Origin of the sequence: Sphingopyxis sp., assembly GCF_016463645.1 — a bacterium.
In the GTDB taxonomy this organism is placed as follows: Bacteria; Pseudomonadota; Alphaproteobacteria; order Sphingomonadales; family Sphingomonadaceae; genus Sphingopyxis.
Genome location: NZ_JAEMQX010000058.1, coordinates 1 through 23,079 on the forward strand (window position 1 = coordinate 1; position 23,079 = coordinate 23,079).

The following is a 23,079-nucleotide window of genomic DNA, read 5'->3' on the forward strand; positions in this document are numbered from 1 at the left end:
GGGTGGGAGCTTGCGTCCCGGATCACTTCTTCAGCAATCGCACATCGCCGATAAAGCTTTCGAGCGTCTGGAGATGCGGTTGCACCGATTTGGGAAATTTGTCCGTCAAGCCGGCGGGCACAACGAGTTGCACCCCGGCGCCTGTCATTTCCCGAAACTGGCTTTCCGACACGCCCTCTTGCAAGGTGAGGAGGTGTTTTGCCGGAATCCTGTCTGCTTCGTTGAGTATCTGTCGCCACCGATCGCGGCAGGTCGTTTTGACTGCGAGCATCCTCAACCGTTCGCCTGGAAAGGCCGGGTCACGATAGGCCTCGGCTGAAGGAAACAGAAAGTCGGGGCGCTTCCCCGGTTCCGACTCGGGTTGATGGGCGAAGTCGGTTCCTTCGATCAGCCGTTCTTCGATGAAAATCTCGCGCGCGTGCAGTTCAAGGGAACGTCCCGATCTTGCCTTGCGGCGTTGCAGGATGGTCTGCGCTCGGGACACAAAACTGTCGACATTCCGGAAGCCGGCCATGATGAGCGGAAGCTCGATCGCTTCTTCGACGCTCAGGAAGATTTCATACTCACACTCCCGGCGACGAAGCAGCCTGCGATCCGGATCGAGAGTGCTATCTGAACGGAGTTCGACAGCCTTACGGATGATCTCGCGGCTGCCTGGAAACCTGGTCAGCCATGGCGTCGGAATCTCGTGGCTTTGGAGCCAGCAACTGGCCCGAACCGGAGTCTGATTGAACAGATGCCCTTGCGGGGGCGGCCATGTCATCCATCTTCCGGGTTCCACAGGACCTACACGATCCTCGACTATTTCTTCCTCGGTTTCGTGCCGGCACACCCAGGCATGGCAAACGGCCTGCCCGGACGAGGAGGGCGCCCTGAATGCGAATATGGTCAGCGCGCCTGTGCTTTCGGGATCCAGCAGCGCCGAGGCGCCGCCGCCAAAACCGGTCAATCTGGTTTCGTTTCGGCCCCCCTTGGCATTTCCGTGAAACTTGTTGTTGTACCAGATCGCCCGAACGCGCCGGTGATCCGCATGAGAGTCCAGATACAAATCGAAATGGACATCCGGATTCTTTATTTCCTGGCGCGCAAGAGACGGGAAAAGACCGAAAAGAACCTCACGGGGGAAATAGGGGCCCGCCTGATGGCTTCCGTTGGCCAGAGTGTCGTTTCCTGAAAGGCGCTTGATATGCCAGGTGAAATCGGCGCCGCTATGCTCATCCAGCCATTCGACGATGTCACCGATCGGCACTCGCGGCTCCCCGGACATCCATGTTGCCTTCCCCTTCCCTCAGCCACTGATCGACAAGATCGGCGACCATCCTGATTCCCAGCTTCTCTTTACCCTTGAGTGCGCACTCCCAGACATTGAGGATGCGCCATCCGGTCGATTCCAGTATGGCGGTCACTTCCCTGTCGCGTTCCCTATTTCGTTCGAGCTTCGCTTTCCAGAAGTCGCGTCTGGTGGAAGGCAGTTTGAATAGCGGGCAATCGTGTCCGTGCCAGAAGCAACCGTGCACGAAAATCACGGCCTTCCATCTTGGCAGAACAATATCGGGCTTTCCCGGGAGACTGCGGGCGTGAAGCCGGAAACGAAAGCCGTGGGCATGAAGGGCCCGACGAACGGCAAGTTCCGGTCCGGTGTTTCCCGCCTTTATTCCAGCCATCATCCGGCTTCGGGTCGCGGGATCAACTATGTCACCCGGCAAGCGCCATCTCTTTCCGGTCCGGATGGGCTTCGGCTTCATCATCCGATACGACAAGCCAAGGCTTCATGTGCGCTGCCACCGCCTCAACGACGGGAACGACGACCGCGTTTCCAAACTGTCGATAGGCCTGGGTATCCGAAACGGGAATGATGAAGTCCTGACCGTCCGGCTTGTCAAAGCCCATCAGCCTCGAACATTCACGGGGAGTCAATCGGCGCGGGTTTCGGCCGTCCTGTTTTACAAGAATTTCCGACCCGTCTTTATGGTAGCGGGCAGAAAGCGTCCGGGCGATGTCGTCAACTCCCACCAGGCCGAAACCGAAGCCATTCCCTGCCGCCTTATGCTTTGCAGCATAACCCTGCAAATAGCCCCAAAGATGATCGGTCAGCGTGTATTTCTCCGAAACAGAGCCGATGTTTCCTCTCGTGTACGGCGCTTCGGGAGCCTCGTTGCCGTCTTCCGGATGAAGGATGCTTCCGAGCTTCGGTCCGGCAAGGGCGTCGGGCAGTTCCAGATCATCGAACGAAAAATCGGTTTTCTCGCGAAATCCGACGATGAAAATCCTCTCCCTTTGCTGGGGAACAAACGACTTCGAATTGATGACTTTCCAATGGACATCATATCCGAGTTCTTCAGTCAGCGTTTTGTATATAAGCTCAAAAGTGCGCCCCTTGTCGTGATTCACCAGATTCTTGACGTTTTCCAGCAGGAACGCTTTGGGGCGGCGGTGTTCGAGAATCTTCGCTACATTGAAGAACAAGGTGCCCTGCGTCTGATCGAGAAAGCCGTGAGGCCGGTTCAGGGCATTCTTCTTCGAAACGCCGGCGATGGAAAACGGCTGGCATGGAAACCCCGCCAAGAGCAGGTCGTGCTCCGGAATCTCGTCGAGCGGTACCTGGGTGATATCCCCCCTTACGTCATGGTCGCAGTCGTAATTGGCCAGATATGTCCGTTGCGAATGCTTGTCCCATTCGCTCGTGAATACACATTTCCCGCCCAAGGGTTCAAAGCCACGTCGAAGCCCTCCGATCCCCGCGAACAAATCTATGAAACGGAAAGCGGGTTCTTCGGCAGGAGCATGGCGGAAGGTTTCCGAACGATCATGCAGGAGTTGAACTGCGGCCTTCCTCGGTTCGGCTTCGCCATTTTCCCATCGATAGACGGTCCGTCTGGAAAATCCCGAAACATCTGCCACCTGGTCGATCGACATGCCGGCGCGTTGGCGCAGCAAGGAAAACTCGGTGTCGGCATTGTTTTGCATTCAGGGCTCCCTGGGTCGATTTTTGCCACTGTGGCGTGCTTCTTCCCGGTTGACAAGAACATAACGTGAATATTTTTCCAAGCAGGGGCTGAGGCCCCTTTCCTACAATATCCAAATAGGTTCAAACCTGTTCCGATTCATTCCAAGTGATTCGGGAGATGGGGCTATGGGGCGGAAAGTGACGCGAGGTTCGCAGAGGAAAACTGGTGAGAACGGCGGCGTGGGCGATGGCGCCCGCCCCGCTGCGACCGGCCAGCGGGCGGGCAAGTCCCGTGGGCGGGGCCGCGGGTCTCCGGCCACCCCCGCGCGCAAGCGGGAGGCGAGCAGAAGGGAGCGGGAGGGCCGGAAGGAGAATCCCTTCATGCCCGGGCTGCGCGTGCGCTCGGACGGGTGGACGGCGGCGCGGACGCGGGTGTTTCTGGCCACGCTGGGGCGCACGGGGTGCGTGACCGATGCGGCGCGGATCGCGGGGGTCAGCACGACCTCGGTCAATCGCTCGCGCGCGCTGTTCGCGCCGTTCGACAAGGCGTGCGGCGAGGCGATCGCGCGGGCGCTGCGCGGGCTGGAGGCGGTCGCTTACGAGCGCGCGGTCGAGGGGCGCGAGATGGTGATATTGCGGGGCGGCAAGGAGGTCGAGCGGCGGATCGTGCCGTCGGACGGGCTGCTGGGGCTGCTGCTGAAGCGCGGCGACCTCAAAAACGGGCGCGACGTGCAACTGACGCCGGAGGAGGCCGAGGCCTATGAACTGCCCGAGGCGGTGCGGCACCGTTTCCTGTCGCGCGAGGAATATTTCAAAGGCATCACCTTCGACAAATGGCCGGGCACGGGCAAGGTGCAGGGGCCGACCTCCGAAGAGACCAACGAAGCGATCATCGCGCGGCTCGCCATCCTGCGCAAACAGCGCGGGTGGAACACCCCGCTTTGCAGCAAGTGCGGCGAGGAGGCCGATTAGCGGGAAGGCGCGCGGCGCGACCGCCCGCCGCGCGCCCGCGCCCGATTCAGTTCAGCGCGTCGTTGATCGTGTTGAAGATATTCGCGAGATCGAGCCCGAGCATCCGGAAGGCGATGATGCTCGCGACCGCGATCAGCGCGGCGATCAGCCCATATTCTATCGCGGCCGCTCCCCTCCGGTCCCGAAGCAGCGCCGTTTTCCGTGCGGTGGTCAGTCCCCGCGCGATCGTTCCGTGCATGGTCCGCGTTCCCTTCTTCGCACGCCATGGTCCCGGCCCCGCGGTAACGCGGCGCGGGTTCCGCGCGGGTTGAGGAAGAGGCTTAACGCGCCCGCAAGGCGGGGCGGGCGCCCGTTCGTTGCCGCCTGACCGGCGGCGCCTATTCGTTGCCGCCTAACCGGCGGCGCCCGCTCGCTGCCGCCTAACCGGCGGCGATGGCCGCGGCGGGATAATCCTCGGCGGCGGAGGGGCAGGTGCCCTGCTTCATGATGCTCTTCCCGCCCGGCTCGAACCATTCGGACGCCTGGAAATCCCCGCCGTAACCGACGCCGTCATGGATGCAGACCTCGGGCTTCGACCCGTCGGGGGCGATGACGACCGACCAGTTGTAGCGATCCTCGGCGCGGCGTTCGCCGCCCCAGACGAGGATGCGGCCGCCCGCGACCCTGACGATGGGCAGGCCGAGGCCGTCGTCGGCGAAGGCGACGCCCGCGCGCTTTTTCGCGTCGGGGACCGCGGCGGCGATCGCGGCCCTGACCGCCGGATGATCGAGGAAGCGGTGGCCGTTCACGACGTCGAACGGATATTTGCCGACATAGGCGTCGAGATCGGGCGCGGGCGCCTTTGCCGCGGCGGGGGCGCCGCATCCGATGATCGCCGCGCAAGCCAGTATCGCCGTCCGCACCATGTGTTTCCTTTCGCTTGTGCCTGAAATCACGATCAAAACAGCAGACCCGCGCTTTGGTTGCAGTGCGGGCGATCACAGCCGCGCGGTCAGCCGCCGTTCGCGGCGAGGCGCACCGGGTTGGGGGTGAAGGTGCGGACGCGGTTGCGGCCGGTGCGCTTGGCTTCGTAGAGCGCCTGATCGGCCTCCTGCATCAGCGCGGAGAGCGTGGCGGCGGGGACGCCGCCGGGGTCGCCGACCGCGATGCCGAGGCTGGCGGTGGGGCAGAGGCTGGCGGGGATGCGGTCGGTGCATGCGGCCTGCAGCCCGGAACGGACGGCCTCGGCGAGCTGGCGCGCGCTCTCGATCCCCGCGCCGGGGACGAGCAGCGCGAACTCCTCGCCGCCGATGCGGCCGGCGACCATGCCGGCGGGGCCGATGCGGCGGACGTGCGCGCCGAAGGCGGCGATGATCGCGTCGCCGACCGCGTGGCCGTGGCTGTCGTTGATGCGCTTGAAATGGTCGAGGTCGGCGATGAGCAGCGCGACGGGGCGCCGGTCGAGGAGGCAGCGGCGGAGCACGGCGTTCGCCTGCGCCTCGAACCCGCGGCGGTTGAGCAGGCCCGAGAGATTGTCGGCGTCGGCCTCGCGGCGGAGCTCGGCGATCTGGTCGATCGCGACCGCGACCATCAGGCTGATCGCGGCGACGATCGACACCATCGCCTGGCTGAACTGGACGGTTGTCCAGTAGATCGACTGCTGGAAGCCGACATAATTGTCGAAGCCGCCGCGGAGCGAGAGCAGCACCACCGGGCGGACGATGAGGTTGAGCGCCGAGAAGGCGGCGACCCAGAACAGCACGCGGTCGATCAGGTGGCGCTTTTCGACCGGCCAGAGCGCGACGACGACCATGATCGCGATGATGCCCGCGCCGATGCTGATCGTCAGGATGCGCGCGGCGATGCTCGGGTGACCGAGGAGGAACCAGACGAAGGCCGCGGTCGAGACGGCGGCGGTGACGCTCATCGCGCGCCAGGGGACGGGGAGGTCGTAGCGTTTGATGATCGCGGCGGCGAAGAGCATGCCGGTCGCGAGGAAGCCGATGTTGGCGGGCAGGCGCTGCAGCTCCATCGGCAGCACCGGGCCGACATCCTGGATCAGGAAGGCGAGGGCGGAGGCGGTATAGGCGGCGGCGGCGTAGGCGACATAGCGCTCGCGGCGATTGAGCCACAGCAGGAAGAAGGCGATGGCGAACAGGAAGCCGATGCCCGGGTTGAGCAGCGAGATGAAAAATTGACCGTTCACACTACCGCTTTCTGCCTCCCGCACCCCGGGTAGCAGGCGTGTGGATAACGAAGCGTTACTTTTCGGGGAGTTAAGTCGCGGTAAGGCGGCGGGGCGAGGCGTTCAGGCGGTGCCGCGCACGACGAGGTGGACGGGAATGCGCGTGCCGCTGCGCGTATGCTCGTCATCCTCGAGCGCCATCGCGACGAGCGCCTCGCCCGCGGCGTCGAGGTCGGGCTCGAGCGTGGTGAGCGCGGGGTCGGCGAGGGTGCCGGCGCGGATGCCGTCGAAGCCGATCAGCGCGACGTCGTCGGGCACGCGGCGGCCGGCGTCCTTGAGCCCCTGCAGCACACCGAGCGCGAGCATGTCGGAGGCGGCGAAGATCGCATCGGTTTCGGGATGCGCTTCGAGCAGCGCATGGACCGCGGCGACGCCCTGCGCGTGGCGGTCGGCGGCGGCGGGCGGCTCGGCGACGACGGGGGCGATGCCGTGGAGGCCGAGCGCGGCGGTGAAGCCGTCGCGGCGCTCGTCGAACTGACGCTGCGGCGACTGCTGCGGTCCGATGAAGGCGATGTGGCGGCGGCCGGTGCGGATGAAATGCTCGGCGGCGAGCTGGCCGCCGATGTCGTTCTCGCTGCGCATCCAGTGGAAAGGGCTGCCCGGACTGCCCCAGCAGACGAAGTCGAGGCCCGACGCCTGCGCCTCGGCGAAATATTTCCACGCCGGGCGGTTGCTGGTCGTGCCGATGACGATCATCGCGTCGGCGAGCCCCGAGGCGACGAAATCGGCGCGGAAATTGTCGGCGTTCTCCTGAAACGAGACGAGGAGGTTGAACCCGCGCGCCGAGGTCGCGGCGGCGATGCTGCCCAATAGCGCGAAATAGAAGGGGTTGATCGCGCTGCGGTCCTCGCCGGGGCGGCAGATGGTGACGAGCGCGATCGTCTCGCTGCTCTTGAGCCGCAGCGACGAGGCGTGGCGGTCGACGACATAGCCGAGCTCGCGTGCGGCGGCCGAAACGCGCGCGCGCGTCTCGGCGTTGACGCCCGGCGAATTGCGGAGCGCGCGCGACACGGTCGATTGCGAGACCCCGGCGCGTTCGGCGACGTCGAACGAGGTCGGGCGCAGCGTCTTCATTGGCAGTCCTTCATCCCTTTGCGCCGTCTGTTGCCGGGTGCGCGGGGCTTGTCAATCGGCGAGCCCGTCCAATGCAAGGAGCGCGAAGCTCGCGAGCCAGTGCTCGCCCATATAGTCGCCGGTGACGTGGGGGAGGGCGGCGGCGAGGTGGCGCTGCGCCGCGGCTTCGGCAACCGGGCTGACCCGATGCGCGGGCCCGAGCGCCGATGCGATGGCGCGCCAGTTCCACGCGCGGCTGAGATTGAGCCCGTCGAGATGCGCGATCTTGCCGTCGCTGCGGTCGGAGACGGTCGCGGGGGTGAAGAGCGTGGCGGGTTGCCCGCTGGCGGCGCGCGGGAGAAAGGCGTCGAACCAGCCGGCGAAGTCGTCGCCGAGGACGACGGCCATCAGATGCGCCTCGGTGAGCGCGGAGGAGAGGAATTCGTCGCCGCCGGGCTCCCAAGCCTGACAGTCGCGGTCGTCGGCAAACCACGCCTTCGCGGCGGCATCGATCAATGTCACGAGCGCCGGATCGTGAGCCTTTGCCCAATGGCGCGCGAGGAGCAGCGCGAAGGCGATGTTGAAATGCGTGCCGACGCGCAAGGGGTAGGTGAGCCTGGGCAGGAAGGCGTGGAAGCGCGCGGCGAAGGCGAGCGCCAGCGGTTCGAGTGCGGCCGCCCAGGGGGCGTCGTGGCTTGTCGCCTCGGCGTGGAGCGCGAGGAGCCACGCCCAGCCATAGGGGCGCTCGAAGCCAGCGGAGTAGGGGCGCGAGAGGAAGGCGAGTTCGCCCGCGACCTTCTCCGGTACGAGCATGTCGTCGGCGCGGGCGCGGATGTCGGGGACGACGGACAGGTCGGGGAAGCGGCGTGCGAGGCGCAGCACCTGCCACCAGCCGTGGACGCAGCTATGCCAGTCGAAGCTGCCGTGGAAGATCGGGTGATGCTCGCGCGGCGGCTTCGCATCCTCGGGGCCGTTCAGCACGAGGTCCATCTTGTAGGGATATTCGCGGCCGAGGTGCAACAGGGTGGCGGTCGCAAAGCGCGTGGCGTGGTCGGGGGTGAGGTGCATTCCGTCGTCCTAGTCGAGATGATCCTCCCTGTCGCGCAGCGATGGGGAGGTGGCAGCGCGAAGCGCTGACGGAGGGGCAGTAACGCGGCCCCTCCACCACCCGCTACGCGGGCGGTCCCCCTCCCCATGGCTTCGCCACAGGGAGGATCTTCAGAAAGCGAAGAGCCAGATGAAGAGGATGTTCGCGGCGAGCAGGGGCAGCGCGGTGCCGACCTGTGCCCTGATCACGCCATAGGGGTTTTTGAGTTCGAGCAGCGCGGCGGGGACGAGATTGAAGTTCGCCGCCATCGGGGTCATCAGCGTGCCGCAAAAGCCCGCGAGCATGCCGATCGCCGCGACCACCGCGGGGTCGCCGCCATATTGCTTGATGAGCAATGGCATACCGACAGCGGCGAGCATTACCGGGAAGGCGGCGAAGGCGTTGCCCATCACCATGGTGAAGAGCGCCATGCCGAGCCCGAAGGCGAGCGTCGCGCCGAACAGGCTGCCCTCGGGAATCGCGGTGCCGATGAGGTCGCCGACGACCTCGCCGACCCCGGCGAGCGCGAACACCGCGCCGAGGCTGGCGAGCATTTGCGGCAGGATCGCCGCCCAGCCGACCGCGTCGAGCAGGCGGCGACCCTGTTGCAGCGGGAGCAGCGCCGGCGGTTTGAGACGCGCCATGCCGACGGCGAGTGCGATCAGCACGCCGAGCGCGAGCGAGATCAGCGTCGCCTGTTTGGGGTCGGCGAGGCCCGGAACCCATTTGAAGAGAAAGGTGCCCGCGAGCGCGACCGCTGGAATGATCAGCGCGACGAGGAGGAGGAAGGGGCCATGCTTCGCGGCACGTTCGGCCTGCACCTCGGGCGCGACCTCGCCGCCGGGCGCGCGGCCGATCTGGCCGGTGCCCGCGATCGCGACGAGCGCGAGGACGAGCAGGCCGTTGCCGAAATCGCCGAGATAGTCGCCCGCGAGCATCGACAGTGCAAGCAGGCCCCAGAAGGCGGCGTTGCCGAAGCGCTTGGGATTGCCTCGGTCCTGAAGCCCGAGGATTGCAAATAGTGCGAAGGTCAGCCCCGCAAGAACATAGACGAAGCCGAGCGTGATCATGCGCCCGTCTCCCGCCCGATCCGTTTTTGCGCCATCCGCTTTTCGAGGCGGCGGAGGCGCAGGCCGTGGATCAGGAAGGCGGCGATCGCGGTCGGGATCGCCCAGAGCGAGAAGTGCAGCGGCTCGATGACATAGCCATAGCCTTCGAGAACGCCTTTCATGAGGAGGATCGAACCGATCGCGAGGAAGATATCCTCGCCGAAGAAGAGGCCGATATTGTCGGTGGCGGCGGCGAAGGCCTTGACCTCCTCGCGCTGGTCGCCGGTGAGCGCGTCGTTTTTCGCCTCGGCGGCGGCTTCGGCCATCGGCGCGACGAGCGGGCGGACGGTCTGGGGGTGCCCGGCGACCGAGGTGAGGCCGACCGCCGCCATCGCCTGACGCAGCAGGAGGTAGGAGGTGAGCAGGCGGCCGAGCGTCGCACCCTTCATCCGGCCGATCAGGCTGCGCGCATGCTGTTGCAGGCCATAGGCTTCGAGCAGCCCGATCACGGGAAGGACGATCCAGACGATCGAAACATAGCGCGTGTCGTTGAAAGCCTTGCCGAAGGCGGCGACGATCGCGGCGATATCGAGCCCGGCAGCGAGCCCGGTCGCGAGCGCCGAGGCCATGATCACGAGCAAGGGATTGAAGCGGAGCAGGAAGCCCGCGATGATGATGAGGATGCCGATCAGGACGAGCATCAGGTGCGCGCCGGCATCGTCAAAGGCCGAACAGGTTCATGCGGAGACGCGGAGGCGGGGATAAGGGAGAGAAAAGAAGAAAGACGGTTCGCGCAGAGACGCAGAGATGTCGGCTCCTTGTCGAAAGGCTGGCGCTCCATCCATTTTCCATCGGCGGCTTCGCCGCCCGTTTTTCTCTCTGCGCTCTTCGCGTCTCCGCGCGAACCCAATTCTCCGCGCCTCCGCGTTTCCGCGTGAACCGTTTTCATTCGCGCTCGCTCCCCGCTTTTCCATAGCCGCCGCCGCCGGGCGTTTCGATCACGAAGGCGTCGCCTGCCGCCAGATCCGCGCCGCCCGTTGCCGCCAGCATCTCGACCCGACCGTCGGCGCGCTCGACCCAGTTGCGGCCGGGAGCGGCGTCGGCGCCGCCCGCGAGGCCCGCAGGAGCGATCTTGCGGCGATTGGCGAGGATGTTCGCGGTCATCGGCTCGCGGAAGCGGATGCGGCGGGTGGCGCCGTCGCCGCCGCGCCATCGGCCCGCGCCGCCCGAGCCCTTGCGGATCGAAAATTGCTCGACGATGACGGGGAAACGCGTCTCCATCACCTCGGGGTCGGTCATGCGGCTGTTGGTCATGTGCGTCTGGATCACGCTGGTGCCGTCGAAGCCCGGCCCGGCGCCCGAGCCGCCGGCGATCGTTTCATAATATTGGTGCGCGTCGTTGCCGAAGGTGAAATTGTTCATCGTCCCCTGCGCGCCGGCCATCGCGCCGAAGGCGATGAACAGCGCGTCGGTGATGACCTGGCTCGTCTCGACATTGCCCGCGACCACCGCGGCGGGCCAGCGCGGGCTGAGCATCGAATCTTCGGGGACGATCAGCGTTACCGGGGCGAGGCAGCCCTCGTTCATCGGGATCGGATCATCGAGCATCGTGCGCAGGACGTAAAGCACGGCGGCGCGGACGACGGGCATCGGCGCGTTGAAATTGTCGGGGAGCGTCGGCGACGAGCCGGTGAAGTCGATGGTGACGTGGCGCGCTTCGCGGTCGACCTGCACCGCAACCGCGACCTCGGCGCCATTGTCCATCGCGTAGCGGAACCGGCCGTCGTCGAGGCGGGCGATGAGCTGGCGCACCGCGGCTTCGGCCTGCCGCTGACCATGCGCCATATAGGCGGCAACGGTGGCGGCGCCGTGCGCGGCGCTGAGGTCGGCGAGCGCGCTGGCGCCGCGCTGGCAGGCGGCGACCTGCGCCTTGAGGTCGGCGATGTTGAGCGCGGGGTTGCGCGCGGGCCAGTCGCCGCCCGTGAGGTGAGCGTGGATTTCGGCGTCGCGAAAGTGGCCGTCGTCGACGATCAGCACATTGTCGAAGAGAATGCCCTCCTCGGCGATGCTGCGGCTGTCGGGGGGCATCGAGCCGGGCGCGATGCCGCCGAGGTCGGCATGGTGGCCGCGCGCGGCGACGAAGAAGCCGGGGGGCCCGTCGTCCACGAAGACGGGCATGATGACGGTGATGTCGGGAAGGTGGGTGCCGCCGTCATAGGGGGCGTTGAGCGCGTAGGCGTCGCCGCGTTTGATGCCGCGGCCGTCGCGGGTGCGCTGGCGGAGGATCGTGCGGACGCTTTCGCCCATCGAGCCGAGATGGACGGGCATGTGCGGGGCGTTGGCGACGAGGTTGCCCGCGCCGTCGAAAAGCGCGCAGGAGAAATCGAGCCGCTCGCGGATGTTGATCGACGAGGCGCTGTGCTGGAGCGCGCCGCCCATTTCCTCGGCGATCGCCATGAACAGGCTGTTGAAGATTTCGAGGCGGATGGGGTCGGGTGTCACGTTAACGCCCTCCCCTTCAGGGGAAGGCAGCGAGACTTGGTCCGGCGAAGCCGGCCCTAGTCGCAGCCGGTGGGGGCCATCGGTCTTGCGCAAGGCCGATGGCCCCCACTCCAACCCCTCCCCTGAAGGGGAGGGGCTTTTTTGGAGCCGCAACGTCCCCTCCCGCTCGACCGTCGCCGTCCAGCCGGGCTCGATCACCGTCGTCGCGAGCGCGTCGATGATAATCGCGGGGCCGGCGATTATCCGGCCGGGGGCGAGGGCGTTGCGCTGGTGGAGCGGGACTGCGCAGGGGGCGCCCGCGAGCCAAGCGGTCACGGTTTCGGGCTCGGCTTCGGCGGTCGGTGCGGGAGGGGGCAGGCTGGCGGGGGCGTCGCCCGTCTCGGTCAGTTCGACGCGGATGCGGTCGACGACGAGGTTGGCGTGCGGGGCATAGCCGAAACGCTGACGGAAGGCGGCCGCGAAGGCTCGCGCGACTTCTTGCGGCGGTGCGAGCGGCAGTTCGATCGCATTGTCGCTGTCGGCGAGGCGGACGAAGAGCAGGGTTTCGCGCGTGGTTTCGGCGCCCTCGGCGAGCTCGGCGCGGGCCTGTTCGGCGAGGTCGGCTTCGGCGGCGGCGAGAGGTGCGGCGCAGTCCGCGTCGAGCCTGAGCGCGAGCGTGCGCTCGCGGATCGCCGAAGGTCTCGCGAGACCCATGCCATAGGCCGAGAGTACGCCCGCGAGCGGATGGAGCAGGATTTCGTCGATCCCGAGCGCGTCGGCGACGAGGCAGACATGCTGGCCCGCGGCGCCGCCAAACCCCACCAGGCTGTAGCCCTGCGTCAGGTCGTGACCGCGCGCGATGGTGATGCGCTTGATCGCGTTCGCCATCTGCTGGACCGCGATCGCGAGCAGCCCCTCGGCGAGCGCTTCGGGCGTGATGGTCCCGACTTCGGCCGCCATCGCGGCGAATTTCCGCACGACCACATCGCGGTCGAGCGGCTGGTCGCCGTTCGGGCCGAAGAGTTTCGGGAAATGACCGGGCTGGATCTTGCCGAGGAGGACGTTGCAGTCGGTGACCGTCAGCGGCCCGCCGCGGCCGTAGGCGGCGGGGCCCGGGTTGGCGCCGGCGCTTTCGGGGCCGACGGTGAGGCGCGCGCCGTCCCAGCGGCAGATCGAGCCTCCCCCGGCGGCAACGGTGTGGATGCGCAGCATCGGCGCGCGGATGCGCGTGCCCGCGACGACGGTTTCGTTATCGCGCTCGAGGCGGCCGGCATAATGGCTGACGTCGGTCGAGGTGCCGCCCATGTCGAAGCCGATGAGGCGGGTCTTGCCCAAGGGCGCGGCGCTGCCGACCATGCCGACGATGCCGCCCGCGGGGCCCGAGAGGATCGCATCGCGGCCGTGGAAGGCGCCGGCGGAGGCGAGGCCGCCCGAGCTTTTCATGAACTGCGGGTTGATGCCCCCCTCCGATCCGGCGCCGAGCTGGGCGACGAACTGGTCGACATAGTGGCGCAGGACCGGCGAGAGATAGGCGTCGGCGAGCGTCGTGTCGCCGCGGCCGACGAGCTTGATGAGCGCGCTGACGTCGTGGCTGGTCGAAATCTGCGTGAAGCCGGCCTCGCGCGCGATGGCGGCGAGGCGCGCTTCGTGCGCGGGGTAGCGGTAGCCGTGCATCAGGACGATCGCGATGCTCGTGAGGCCGTTGTCGCGCGCGGTTTGCAGCGATGCGCGGGCCGCCGCCTCGTCGAGGGGGGTCAGGATGGCGCCGTCGGCACCGACTCGCTCGACGATTTCGGCGACGGCGGCATGCGGCGGCGGGATGCGATCGAGCCGCCTCGCGAAGAGGTCGGGGCGGTCCTGATAGCCGATCGTCAGCGCGTCGCCGAAGCCCCGCGTGATCGCGAGCAGGGTCGCCTCGCCCTTGCGTTCGAGGAGCGCGTTGGTCGCGACGGTCGAGCCCATGCGGATCGCGAGCGGGGGCAGGGCGCCGCGGCCCGCGCCGGTGAGATCGCGGATCGCATTGACCGCGGCGTCGCCGGGGCGCGCGGGGTCTTCGCTGAGATATTTGGTGGTGACGACCGCGCCGCCCGGGCTGCGCGCGACGACGTCGGTGAAGGTGCCGCCGCGGTCGATCCAGATGTGCCAGCGTTCGTCAGTCGGTCGTGTCATCGTCCGGCCAGCGAATGACGATGACGAGACTCTTGTCAACCGCGGTGCGCTGCCAGCTGCCCTTGAGCTGGCGTTCGATCAATGTGCGGATGAACCGCGTGCCGAAGCTTTCGCTTTCGATATGCGGGGTTTCGTCGAGCCCGCTTTCGGTCCATTCGAGCGCGATGTCGCCGCCGTCGCGGTGCCAGCCGACCGCAAGGCGGCCCTTGCCCGCGAGCGCGCCATATTTGATGCTGTTGGTGACGAATTCGTGGACCGCGAGCGAGATCGCCTGCGCGCCCTCGTCGCCGAGGCGCACTTCGGGACCGGCCACGCCCGCAAGCTGCCCGGCCGAGGCGCCGGCGAGTTCGAGCTCGCGGCGAACGATACGGCCGAGTTCGACGCTGTCGACGGCGGCGGTGACGAGCATATGCTTCGCATCGGAGAGCGCGCGCATGCGGCCGTCGAACCGCACCTCGAACTCTTCGAGGCTGGCGGATTCGCGCAAGGTGATGCGCGCGAGCGCGCCGATGCGGGCGAAGGCGTTCTTCATGCGGTGCGCCATCTCGCCGATCATCAGCTCGCGGTCGGCGGCGTGGCGCGCCTGCTGGTCGGCGAGCGCCTGCGCGGCGCCGACGCGGCGCTGCTGGACGCGGTGGAGCTGCGTCGCGAGGATCGCGAGCGCGAGGCCGAAGAGGAAGATGCCGAGCGGGCGGCCGAGCCGTTCGAGCAGGCGGCCGTAGGAAATGCGCATCGTCCACTGGCGGTCGGCGATGCGCAGCCGCTGTTCCTGCGCGTCCCAGCCCATCTTGCCCTGGCGGAAGACGACGGGCGCCGAGGGGCCGGCGCCGGCGCGGATTTCGAGGCCATCGATCGTGTCGAGCTGCGATCCCAGCACCGCCTTCATCATGTCGTTGACGCGAAAGGGCGCGTAGATGAAGGCCTCGACCGGCCGCATGCCGGGCGCGGTCGCGATCGTGCCGCTGGCGATGCGGCCTTCCGCCCCCTTCGCATAGACGGGGAGGTAGATGAGGAAGCCCGGCTGCTTGACCTTTGCCGCGCGTTCCTGTGCGAGATGGACGATGCCGCTGGCGGCGGGGCGGCCGGTCTGCCAGGCGCGGCGCATCGCCGCGCGCCGCACCGGCTCGCTGTACATGTCGAAACCGAGGGCGACGTGGCGACGCGGCGTATAGGGTTCGACGAGTACGACCGGAAAGCCGACCGGCTGGGCGGTGGCGGGCCAGACCCCGATATCCTCGGCGTAATTTTCCCTGAGCCGCGCCTCGATGCCCGCGGGTTCGCCCGCGCGCATCGCGGCGGCGATGCCGATCCCCTCCATGCCCGGCGACTGGACCTGCGGCTGGAGCGCGGCGAGATAGGCGCGGATGCCCGGGCCGCTCGCGGCGTCGTCGGACTGATAGAGCGCGCGCACCCCTTCGAGGATGGCGACATGGTCGCGCAGCCGCAGGTTGAACTGCGCCGCGACGCGCTCGGCCTGATCGGCTTCTTCGGCCTGATTGTAGAGAAAGCTGGCACCGGCGGCGACGATGGTCGCCAGCAGGATGACCAGCCCGACGAACCGGACCAGCAGCGCCAACAGCCGATCTGCCCATGTGGAAGGGCGCATGTCGATATCCTGCCTGATGGCTGCCGCAGCAGCGCCCCCCTCCGTCACCGATGTTTCATGCGAAAGGGCCGATAGCAAGTCAATTTCATGCCGTTCCGGTCGCGACGGCGGGCCGGTCGCGCGCAAATATCCGCCGGTTATCACACAGGTTATAGGATGAGGGCGCGGCGCCCTTCGCCGCGCTAATATTCGATGAAGATGCGGACCCGGCCGGCACCGACCCCGGCCGCCTCGGCGATTTGCTCGCGGCTGCGCTCGATCACCTCCAGCACCCTTTGGGGGACGTCCCCGGTCACCGGTTCGGCCTGACCCTCGTCGAAGTCGGGCACCGGGTCGACGGCGCTCTTGAGTTCGACGGCGCTCAGCGTCGCGGGCGATACCGGGCCTTCGAAGCGGCAGCCGAACAGCCGTCCGCTCGCCCAGATGACGACCGCCGTGATGTCGCCGGCGTGCGGAAGCTCGATGTCGATCCGGTCGCCCGCCGCGAGTTCGACGTCGCTTTCGAGCAGCAGGCCGGTCCCCGAGATATTGTGGATCTGGACATCGATTCCCGACCCGTCGTGCTGGAGCCCGCGGGCCAGCAGGCTGAGTTTCCGGCGCGCGTCGAAACGCCGGTCGGCACCGGGCGCCGCGGGCAGGAAATATCCGGAAATGGCCATGGTCCGGTCATGTGACCGGCTGGTTAAAAGAAGGTTAGCGCGCGCACCGAAAGATGGGCGCCGGATATCGCCGGGCAGGTTGCAGACGAAAACCCTTCGCCTATGATGCGCCGGACAGAACGGGAGAAATGCGATGATCATTTACGGGTCGGTGGTGTCGCCCTTCGTGCGCAAATTGCTGGGCTATCTGGGCGAGAAGGGGATCGAATTCGAGCTGAAGGGCGTCGGGATCGGCGACCCCGACCCCGGCTTTCGCGCCGCGTCGCCGCTCGGCAAAATGCCCGCGATGGACGACGACGGCTTCCTGCTCGCCGATTCGAGCGCGATCATCCAGTATGTCGAGGCGAAGCACCCCGAACCCGCGCTGATTCCCGCCGACCCGCGGGAACGCGGGCGCGTGATCTGGTGGGAGGAGTTCGGCGACACGGTGTTCGCGGCGTGCAGCGGCAAGATGTTCTTCAACCGTATCGTCGCGCCGAAATTCCTGGGGCGCGAGGGCGATCTGGCGGCGGCGGCGCAGGCCGAGGGCGAGGAATTGCCGAAGCTGCTCGCCTATCTGGAAAGCGCGATCCCGGCGTCGGGCTTCCTCGTCGGCGACCGGCTGACGCTCGCCGACCTCGCGGTCGCGTCGCCGCTGATGAACTTCCGCCATTGCGGTGCGAACATCGACCCGGCGGTCCATCCGAAGATCGCGGCGTGGAGCGAGGCGATATTGTCGCGGCCGAGCATGGCGACGTGGATCGCCAAGGAGGAGCGGCTGATGGCGCGGGTGCTGGCGGCGTAGGGCCGCCTGCACCCGATTGCGGCTATGATGCGATGATGCCGAAAGGGTCGACGGTCACCGGCGGATCGATCAATCCAGCGATTCCGAAGCCGCGATATTCTGGCCCGGGGCGCTTGCCTCGGGGCGCGGCAACAGGGCCATCAGCGCCTGCTTTTCGGGACGCCAGGCGAAACGCAGCGGCTCCGCGATATAGGCCGTCACGGGTGTCTGCGCCGGAATGCTCGCGCTGGTGCCGTGGATCAGAAATCCTCCGAGCGCCGAAACAAGGAGCATCGTCCCGACCGACAGGGCGGTCTGGCTTTTGCCTTCGTCATAGACGTTGCCGCTCAGCCGCACGGGGCCGTCGGGCATTTCGATGCTGATCAGACGGACTTCGAGCTTACCCTTCCTGCCCACATGGCCGTTCCGCTGCGCCCGCGATACCTCTCCGATAACCGGGGTGCCGACCGGAACCACGACCGTGCCGCGAAAACTCACGTCTTCGACCACGGCGAGGCGCACGCGGTCGCCGGGCTTGCTGTCTTTCGTGGAAAGCGGCGCCGTCGTTTGCAGCTTCAGCGGCGTCCCCATGGGAAGATAATAGCGCTTCGGCGCCACGAAAGGCGGATCGCCGGCGGCAGGTCCGGGATAGGCCGTCTGAGCGTGCGCGCTCCCGGCCGCCAGCAGCGCCATCGCGCCGCAGATCGCTTCCCAACTTCTCATAACCCGCCCCCCGTTTCGAATCGCTGCGAAGGAAATAGGCTGCGAGGGTTAAGAAATATTCGAAATGCCACGCGAGTTGGCGATGCGAAGCCGGCCGTCAGTCTTTCGCAAGCGATCATATGTTCGCGCGGAGGCGCGAAGAGCGCAGGGAATCAATGCCATTTCTTCTGCGGTTCCTGAGTCGTTGTGGCCTTGTTCGGAAGGCAGGTTACGACCGGTTGCGGACGTTTCTCTCTCTCCCCCCTCATATTAGACGAATGAGGATGTCAGTGTATAATGCTGAAGCATGAGGGCGGCTTCCATCATCTTGGCATTTGTGCTGACAGGCTGCGGTTCCGAAAATAGCGCTACCCCATCAATTGATCGCCGCTGCGCTGTGCTGCCCGGCGATGAGATAGCGATCGCCCCTTCCAAGGCAGGAAAGAGCTATTTTCCGGACTCTTTCGGAAAACCGGCACAGGTCTGCAATTTCAAAGGGTATCCCGAGTGCTTCGCCACGATCAATGAAGTCGAAAACGACTGGTATCCCCGTCATTGGGACGCGGCTGATGAGCCCTCACTCTATGAGCAATCCAGTGTTCCCGCGCCAGCGGGAAAGTCAACGCTGCGTTTTACTTGGCTGCCGACTTTTCATCATCCGGTGATCGTTCGAATAGAGCGGTCCGGACGAGAGGCTCAATTGGTTGCCAAGCAGTTGTCCGGCGAAGGCGGTTATGAGCCCGGGATCGTCGAGCGGAAATTGACGCGCGCGCTTTCGACTACAGAAATTGCAAAACTCGACGCCATTTTGTCCACGACAAACGTCCTCGAACAGCGAGCTACCGATTGCGATGGCGGGCTTGACGGCAGCCGATGGATCGTGGAGGGCGTCGATCGCAACGGCTACCATTTTGTCAATCGCTGGTCACCTCAAGAAGGCCCCGTCCGCGATTTCGGCGATTTCGCACTAAATCTCCCGGGCTGGACTTTCGAGGAACGATACTGACTGCGTTTCAATCGTTTTCGGCCGTCCGCCAACTACCCCCATTTGGCCGGTCCGTGCCAATCTTGACCGCACGACTGGAAACGACCGGTGTTGCCGTCGGCCCGTCATAAGATTCGCGCAGAGGACGCAGAGCACACAGGGAATAGGCGTAAAACTCTCTGCGTCCTGTCGTCACCTTTACCCTCGTCACCCCGGACTTGATCCGGGGTCCATGAATTCAGCGCTGCGGTGGATCCCGGATCAAGTCCGGGATGACGAACAGGGGTGAAAGAACGTCCGCGCCCCACCCGTTTCCGTCTTCGCTGCCGATCCGGACGCGAGGATCGAAACCCGCCGGAATCCTGCCGTCCCACCGGCGTCGCTGGGCGCCCGCTCGCCGCTTGAGCCGTGCCCGCGTCGTTTGCGGGCCTATCCGAGTTCGGCCGCGATCGCCGCCATCGCATTCTGCAGCCGCGTGTCGCCTTCGCCCGTGACCCACGCCCATGCGAGGCGGCGGCGTTCGAGTTCGCCGATCGCGACCTCCATGAATTGCGCGCGCGCGAGTTCGCTGCCGAAGAGGCGCGTGCCGTCCTCCTGCCAGGGCAGGTCCATCGCGGGGACGAGATAGAGGTCGGCGACCTCGTCCCAAAGGTCGATTTCGGGCAGGCGGCGGCCGAGCAGCATGATCGCCCACGCCTGCGTCATCAGGGGATCGGTGTCCGACACGAGCCATTCGGGACGCTGCGCGAGCGCCTCGCGCGTCGCCGCGCGGTGGCCGTCGAAGATCGCGAGCAGGTCGACCTCGTCGAGGTCGGTGCCGTTCGCCTCGGCATAGGTGCGGCCATATTCGGGGACGACGAGCCCGCCGAGCTGGAGCGCGAGGCGCGGCGCGAGCGTCGACTTGCCGGTGCTTTCGGCACCGTGGAGGCAGATGTGCCGCGTCATGGCGGGGGCCCGCCGGCCGCGGCGGCGCGGCGCCACTGGATCAGCCCGTCGATCGAGAGGCCGAGCAGCACGACATAGACCGCGCTGGTCGCGTAGAGCCCGCGCGAGGCGAAGAGCGGGATCGCGATCAGGTCGACGAGGATCCAGAGGAACCAGCTTTCGACGCGGCGCCGCGCGAGCAGCCATTGCGCGGTGATGCTGAGCATCGCGATCGCGCCGTCGACCCACGGCGCGATCGCGTCGGTGTGGCGGTCCATCGCGAAGCTCCACCCCGCCCAGGCGGCGACCGTCGCCAGCGCCCAGCCCTGCCGCGTCCGGTCGGTCATCCAGCCCACCGGCACGCCGCTGTCGTCGCGCGCGCGCATCCACGCCGCCCAGCCATAAAGGTTGAGCGCGAAGAAAAAGCCCTGGAGCAGCATGTCGCTGTACAGCTTCGCCTCGAAGAAGACGAAGGCGTAAAGCGTGACGGCGACGAGCGCGAAGGGATAGTTCCACACGCTGCGCAGCGCGACGAGCGCGACGTTGACGAGCACGAACGCCGCCGCCGCCCATTCGAGATAGCTCATGCGTCGGCCCCGGGGCGGGGACGCGTCCAGAGGCCGTCGCGGCTGATCCGCCGTTGCGGCGGGCGGCGCATCACCGACCAGCCGGCGCGCGCGACCCAGCCGAGCTTGGCGAGGAGCGAGCTCGACGCGCGGTGATCCCACGCATGGTCGCCGCGCGCGCGCACCTCGCGCGCGATATCGCCATAGATGCCCGCCGCGGCGAGCACCGCCCAGCGGCTGCGCGGGCCGAGCTTGCGCGCGCCCCAGCGACCCGACGCCTCATACTCCCCGGCCATTTCGGCGAGCCATTTCGCCATCACCGACAGGCGCGAACGAAAGGCGGGGTGCATGTGCTGGCCGGGCGGAATGTCGAGTTCGACCAGCCATTCGACGGGCAGGTAGCAGCGGTCGACCGCCGCATCCTCGGCGACGTCGCGCGCGATATTGGCGAGCTGGAAAGCGATGCCGAGGTCGGACGCGCGATCGAGCGTCGTCTCGTCGGCGGGGTCGATGCCCATGACGAGCGCCATCGCGACCCCGACCGCGCCCGCGACATGATAGGAATAGCGCAGGAGGTCCTGCTCGCTGCGCGGGCGCCAGTCCCTTGCGTCGAGTTCGAAGCCCGCGACAATGTCGTCGATCACCGCGCGCGGGATCGCGACCCCGGTGAGCAGGAAGCCGAGCGCGTCGAACGCCATGTCGCCCGTGGGCTCGCCGGCGAAGGCCTTGCCGGTCTGCGCGCGGATATAGGCGACCGCGGCGAGGGGATCGTGGCCGGGCTTCATCGCGCCGCCATGATCCTGCCCGTCGGTCAGGTCGTCGGCGGCGCGGCACCATGCATAGAGCAGCCAGACGCGCTCGCGCGTTTCGCGGTCGAAGAGCTGGCTCGCGAGTGCGAAACTTTTCGATCCGCGCGCGATGCTGTCGTGCGCGAAACCGTGGAGGGCATGTGCGTCATAGGCCCCCTCTTCGATCATCAGAGATTTTCGGCCTTCATCGCGAAGATCGTCTGGTGCGGCTCGTAATTCGCCATTTTTTCGAGCAGCTCGTCGAGCCCGGCGTCGACGATCATGATCCCGGCATGCGCGGGACGGATGAAGCCGACGTCGATCATCCGGCGGTTGAAGGCGATGAGATCGTTGTAGAAGCCCGCGGCGTTGAGCAGCCCGACGGGCTTCGTATGATAGCCGAGCTGCGCCCAGCTGATCGCTTCCCACAGCTCGTCCATCGTGCCGACGCCGCCGGGGATGGTAAGGAAGCCGTCGGAGAGGTCGGTGAACATCTTCTTGCGCTCGTGCATGCCCGAGACGACGTGAAGCTCGGTGCAGCCGCGGTGCGCGACCTCGGCGCCGACGAGCGCGTCGGGGATGATACCGATGACTTCGCCGCCGGCTTCGAGCGCGCTGTCGGCGACCGCGCCCATCAGCCCGAGGCGGCCGCCGCCATAGACGACGCCGATGCCGCGTGTCGCGAGTGTGCGCCCGACGTGGCGGGCGGTTTCGATATAGATCGGATCTTCGGGGGTCGCGGACCCGCAATAGACGGCAAGGCGTTTCATCATGTTTCCAACATCAACTGGGCGGTCGCCTTGGCACTGCCGACGACGCCGGGGATTCCCGCGCCCGGATGCGTCCCCGCGCCGACGAAGTAAAGGTTGGAAATCACGTCGTCGCGGTTGTGGGCCCGGAAATATGCGCTTTGCCGCAGCAGCGGCTCGAGGCTGAACGCGCTGCCGAGATGCGCCGCGAGGTCGCGGCCGAAGTCGGCGGGGGTGTAGTGGAAGCGCGTGACGAGCCGGTCGCGGAGGCCGGGCGCGACGCGGCGCTCGACCTCTTCGAGGATCGCGTCGGCGAAGCGCGCGCCGAAGTCGCCGTCCCAGTCGGCTTTCGCCTTGCCGAGATGCGCGACGGGGGCGAGCGCATAGAAGGTCGAGTGGCCCCGCGGTGCCATCGCGGGATCGGTGATGCTCGGATGATGGAGGTAGAGCGAGAAATCCCCCGGCACCCGGCCGCCGTAGATGTCATCGAGCAGCCCCTTGTAACGGGGACCGAAGAGGATGCTGTGGTGCGCGATATCGGGGTAGCTGCCCTTGACGCCGAAATGGACGACGAAGAGCGACGGCGACCAGCGTTTGCGCGCGAGACTTCCCGCGACCTTCGCACCGCGCCCGTGATCCAGCAGATCCCGGTAGCTGTGCATCAGGTCGGCGTTGGTCGCGACCATGTCCGCCTCGCCGTGCCAGCCGCTGGCGGTGGCGACGCCGGTCGCGCGGTCGCCCGCGGTTTCGATCTTCGTCACCGGATCGCCGAGGCGGAGCGTGCCGCCGAGCCGCTCGAAGAGGCTCGCCATGCCGCCGACCAGCGCATTGGTGCCGCCGCGCGCGAACCAGACGCCGCCGTCCTTCTCGATCGTGTGGATGAGCGCATAGATGGCGCTGGTCGTCATCGGGTTGCCGCCGACAAGCAGGGTGTGAAACGACAGGGCCTGCCGCAGCCGTTCGTCCTGCACATGGGAGGCGACGACCCCATAGACGCTGCGCCACGCCCGATATTTCATCAACGCGGGGGCGGCGCGGATCATCGCGGCGAAGTCGAGGAAGGCGACCGCGCCGAGCTTCACATAGCCCTGCTCGTACACACCGCGCGAATATTCGAGGAAGCGGTCGTAGCCGTCGGCGTCGGCGGGGTGGAGCTTTTCGATTTCATCGCGGAGTGCGGCCTCGTCGTTCGAATAATCGAAGTTTGTGCCGTCGGGCCAGTTCAGCCGGTAAAAGGGCATCACCGGCATCAGGTCGACGTCGGCCGCCATATCCTGCCCGCTCAGTGCCCAGAGCTCCTGAAGGCAAGGCGGATCGGTGATCACGGTCGGTCCGGCGTCGAAGGTGAAGCCGTC

22 protein-coding genes are annotated in these 23,079 nt (G+C 66.8%); 3 read left to right on the plus strand and 19 right to left on the minus strand.

Annotation, left to right across the window (positions count from 1 at the left end; genetic code table 11):
• Positions 1-22: 22 nt before the first annotated feature.
• Genes JHC57_RS12925 through dcm form a run of 3 tightly spaced genes read right to left on the minus strand, consistent with a single transcriptional unit; the run spans position 23 to position 2,967 of the window.
• The gene (locus JHC57_RS12925; protein ID WP_294030462.1) at positions 23-1,249 is read right to left on the minus strand and encodes a type II restriction endonuclease; all 1,227 of its coding nucleotides are present in this window, start codon (positions 1,247-1,249) and stop codon (positions 23-25) included.
• Entirely contained in the window at positions 1,236-1,706 is a 471-nt protein-coding gene (locus JHC57_RS12930) for a very short patch repair endonuclease (protein ID WP_294030463.1), read from the minus strand. The genes JHC57_RS12925 and JHC57_RS12930 overlap by 14 nt, the downstream gene beginning before the upstream one ends.
• Positions 1,696-2,967, minus strand: a complete 1,272-nt coding sequence (gene dcm / locus JHC57_RS12935) for a DNA (cytosine-5-)-methyltransferase (protein ID WP_294030464.1) — start codon at positions 2,965-2,967, stop codon at positions 1,696-1,698. The genes JHC57_RS12930 and dcm overlap by 11 nt, the downstream gene beginning before the upstream one ends.
• Positions 2,968-3,328: 361 nt before the next feature.
• Here dcm and JHC57_RS12940 point away from each other — a divergent pair, with 361 nt between their 5' ends.
• Positions 3,329-3,919, plus strand: a complete 591-nt coding sequence (locus JHC57_RS12940) for a hypothetical protein (RefSeq protein WP_294030465.1) — start codon at positions 3,329-3,331, stop codon at positions 3,917-3,919.
• Between the two features lie 46 nt (positions 3,920-3,965).
• Here JHC57_RS12940 and JHC57_RS12945 read toward each other — a convergent pair whose 3' ends face one another.
• The 10 genes from JHC57_RS12945 to JHC57_RS12990 all read right to left on the minus strand — a co-directional run bounded on the left by JHC57_RS12945 (position 3,966) and on the right by JHC57_RS12990 (position 16,247).
• A complete protein-coding gene (locus JHC57_RS12945) occupies positions 3,966-4,157 on the minus strand; it encodes a Flp family type IVb pilin (RefSeq protein WP_294030467.1) in 192 nt (63 codons plus the stop codon).
• Positions 4,158-4,338: 181 nt separating this feature from the next.
• Positions 4,339-4,824, minus strand: coding sequence for a hypothetical protein (locus JHC57_RS12950; RefSeq protein WP_294030468.1), 486 nt, complete (start codon positions 4,822-4,824; stop codon positions 4,339-4,341).
• Positions 4,825-4,910: 86 nt separating this feature from the next.
• A complete protein-coding gene (locus tag JHC57_RS12955; RefSeq protein ID WP_294030469.1) occupies positions 4,911-6,104 on the minus strand; it encodes a GGDEF domain-containing protein in 1,194 nt (397 codons plus the stop codon).
• A gap of 102 nt (positions 6,105-6,206) precedes the next feature.
• The gene (locus JHC57_RS12960; protein WP_294030470.1) at positions 6,207-7,217 is read right to left on the minus strand and encodes a LacI family DNA-binding transcriptional regulator; all 1,011 of its coding nucleotides are present in this window, start codon (positions 7,215-7,217) and stop codon (positions 6,207-6,209) included.
• Between the two features lie 51 nt (positions 7,218-7,268).
• Positions 7,269-8,264 carry a DUF2891 domain-containing protein gene (locus JHC57_RS12965; protein WP_294030471.1) on the minus strand — a complete coding sequence of 332 codons (996 nt, stop codon included), beginning with the start codon at positions 8,262-8,264 and terminating at the stop codon, positions 7,269-7,271.
• A 150-nt stretch (positions 8,265-8,414) separates the two neighbouring features.
• Positions 8,415-9,353, minus strand: a complete 939-nt coding sequence (locus tag JHC57_RS12970; protein ID WP_294030472.1) for a DUF979 domain-containing protein — start codon at positions 9,351-9,353, stop codon at positions 8,415-8,417.
• Positions 9,350-10,033 (minus strand): DUF969 domain-containing protein, encoded by a 684-nt coding sequence (locus tag JHC57_RS12975; protein ID WP_294030473.1) that lies wholly within the window; start codon positions 10,031-10,033, stop codon positions 9,350-9,352. The genes JHC57_RS12970 and JHC57_RS12975 overlap by 4 nt, the downstream gene beginning before the upstream one ends.
• Positions 10,034-10,277: 244 nt before the next feature.
• Complete coding sequence (locus JHC57_RS12980) at positions 10,278-13,982, minus strand: hydantoinase B/oxoprolinase family protein (RefSeq protein ID WP_294030474.1); 3,705 nt, start codon at positions 13,980-13,982, stop codon at positions 10,278-10,280.
• A complete protein-coding gene (locus tag JHC57_RS12985; RefSeq protein WP_294030475.1) occupies positions 13,966-15,588 on the minus strand; it encodes a CHASE domain-containing protein in 1,623 nt (540 codons plus the stop codon). The genes JHC57_RS12980 and JHC57_RS12985 overlap by 17 nt, the downstream gene beginning before the upstream one ends.
• 182 nt (positions 15,589-15,770) lie before the next feature.
• Entirely contained in the window at positions 15,771-16,247 is a 477-nt protein-coding gene (locus tag JHC57_RS12990) for a PilZ domain-containing protein (RefSeq protein ID WP_294030476.1), read from the minus strand.
• Between the two features lie 133 nt (positions 16,248-16,380).
• On the opposite strand from JHC57_RS12990, the gene JHC57_RS12995 reads away from it, so the two are divergent.
• Complete coding sequence (locus tag JHC57_RS12995; protein WP_294030477.1) at positions 16,381-17,031, plus strand: glutathione S-transferase family protein; 651 nt, start codon at positions 16,381-16,383, stop codon at positions 17,029-17,031.
• Between the two features lie 69 nt (positions 17,032-17,100).
• Here the strand turns inward: JHC57_RS12995 and JHC57_RS13000 are convergent, their stop codons facing one another.
• Entirely contained in the window at positions 17,101-17,733 is a 633-nt protein-coding gene (locus tag JHC57_RS13000; RefSeq protein WP_294030478.1) for a hypothetical protein, read from the minus strand.
• Between the two features lie 286 nt (positions 17,734-18,019).
• On the opposite strand from JHC57_RS13000, the gene JHC57_RS13005 reads away from it, so the two are divergent.
• A complete protein-coding gene (locus JHC57_RS13005) occupies positions 18,020-18,718 on the plus strand; it encodes a hypothetical protein (protein ID WP_294030479.1) in 699 nt (232 codons plus the stop codon).
• A gap of 408 nt (positions 18,719-19,126) precedes the next feature.
• Here JHC57_RS13005 and JHC57_RS13010 read toward each other — a convergent pair whose 3' ends face one another.
• The 5 genes from JHC57_RS13010 to JHC57_RS13030 all read right to left on the minus strand — a co-directional run.
• The gene (locus JHC57_RS13010; protein WP_294030480.1) at positions 19,127-19,642 is read right to left on the minus strand and encodes an AAA family ATPase; all 516 of its coding nucleotides are present in this window, start codon (positions 19,640-19,642) and stop codon (positions 19,127-19,129) included.
• Positions 19,639-20,208 carry a nicotinamide riboside transporter PnuC gene (pnuC, locus tag JHC57_RS13015; RefSeq protein WP_294030481.1) on the minus strand — a complete coding sequence of 190 codons (570 nt, stop codon included), beginning with the start codon at positions 20,206-20,208 and terminating at the stop codon, positions 19,639-19,641. Before pnuC ends, JHC57_RS13010 begins: the two co-directional genes overlap by 4 nt.
• On the minus strand, positions 20,205-21,164 hold the full coding sequence (locus JHC57_RS13020) for a phytoene/squalene synthase family protein (RefSeq protein WP_294030482.1): 960 nt from the start codon (positions 21,162-21,164) through the stop codon (positions 20,205-20,207). The genes pnuC and JHC57_RS13020 overlap by 4 nt, the downstream gene beginning before the upstream one ends.
• Positions 21,164-21,745, minus strand: a complete 582-nt coding sequence (locus JHC57_RS13025) for a TIGR00730 family Rossman fold protein (protein WP_294030483.1) — start codon at positions 21,743-21,745, stop codon at positions 21,164-21,166. Before JHC57_RS13025 ends, JHC57_RS13020 begins: the two co-directional genes overlap by 1 nt.
• Positions 21,745-23,079, minus strand: a 1,335-nt coding sequence (locus JHC57_RS13030) for a phytoene desaturase (protein ID WP_294030484.1), incomplete at its 5' end; no start/stop codon positions are given. The genes JHC57_RS13030 and JHC57_RS13025, both read right to left, overlap by 1 nt.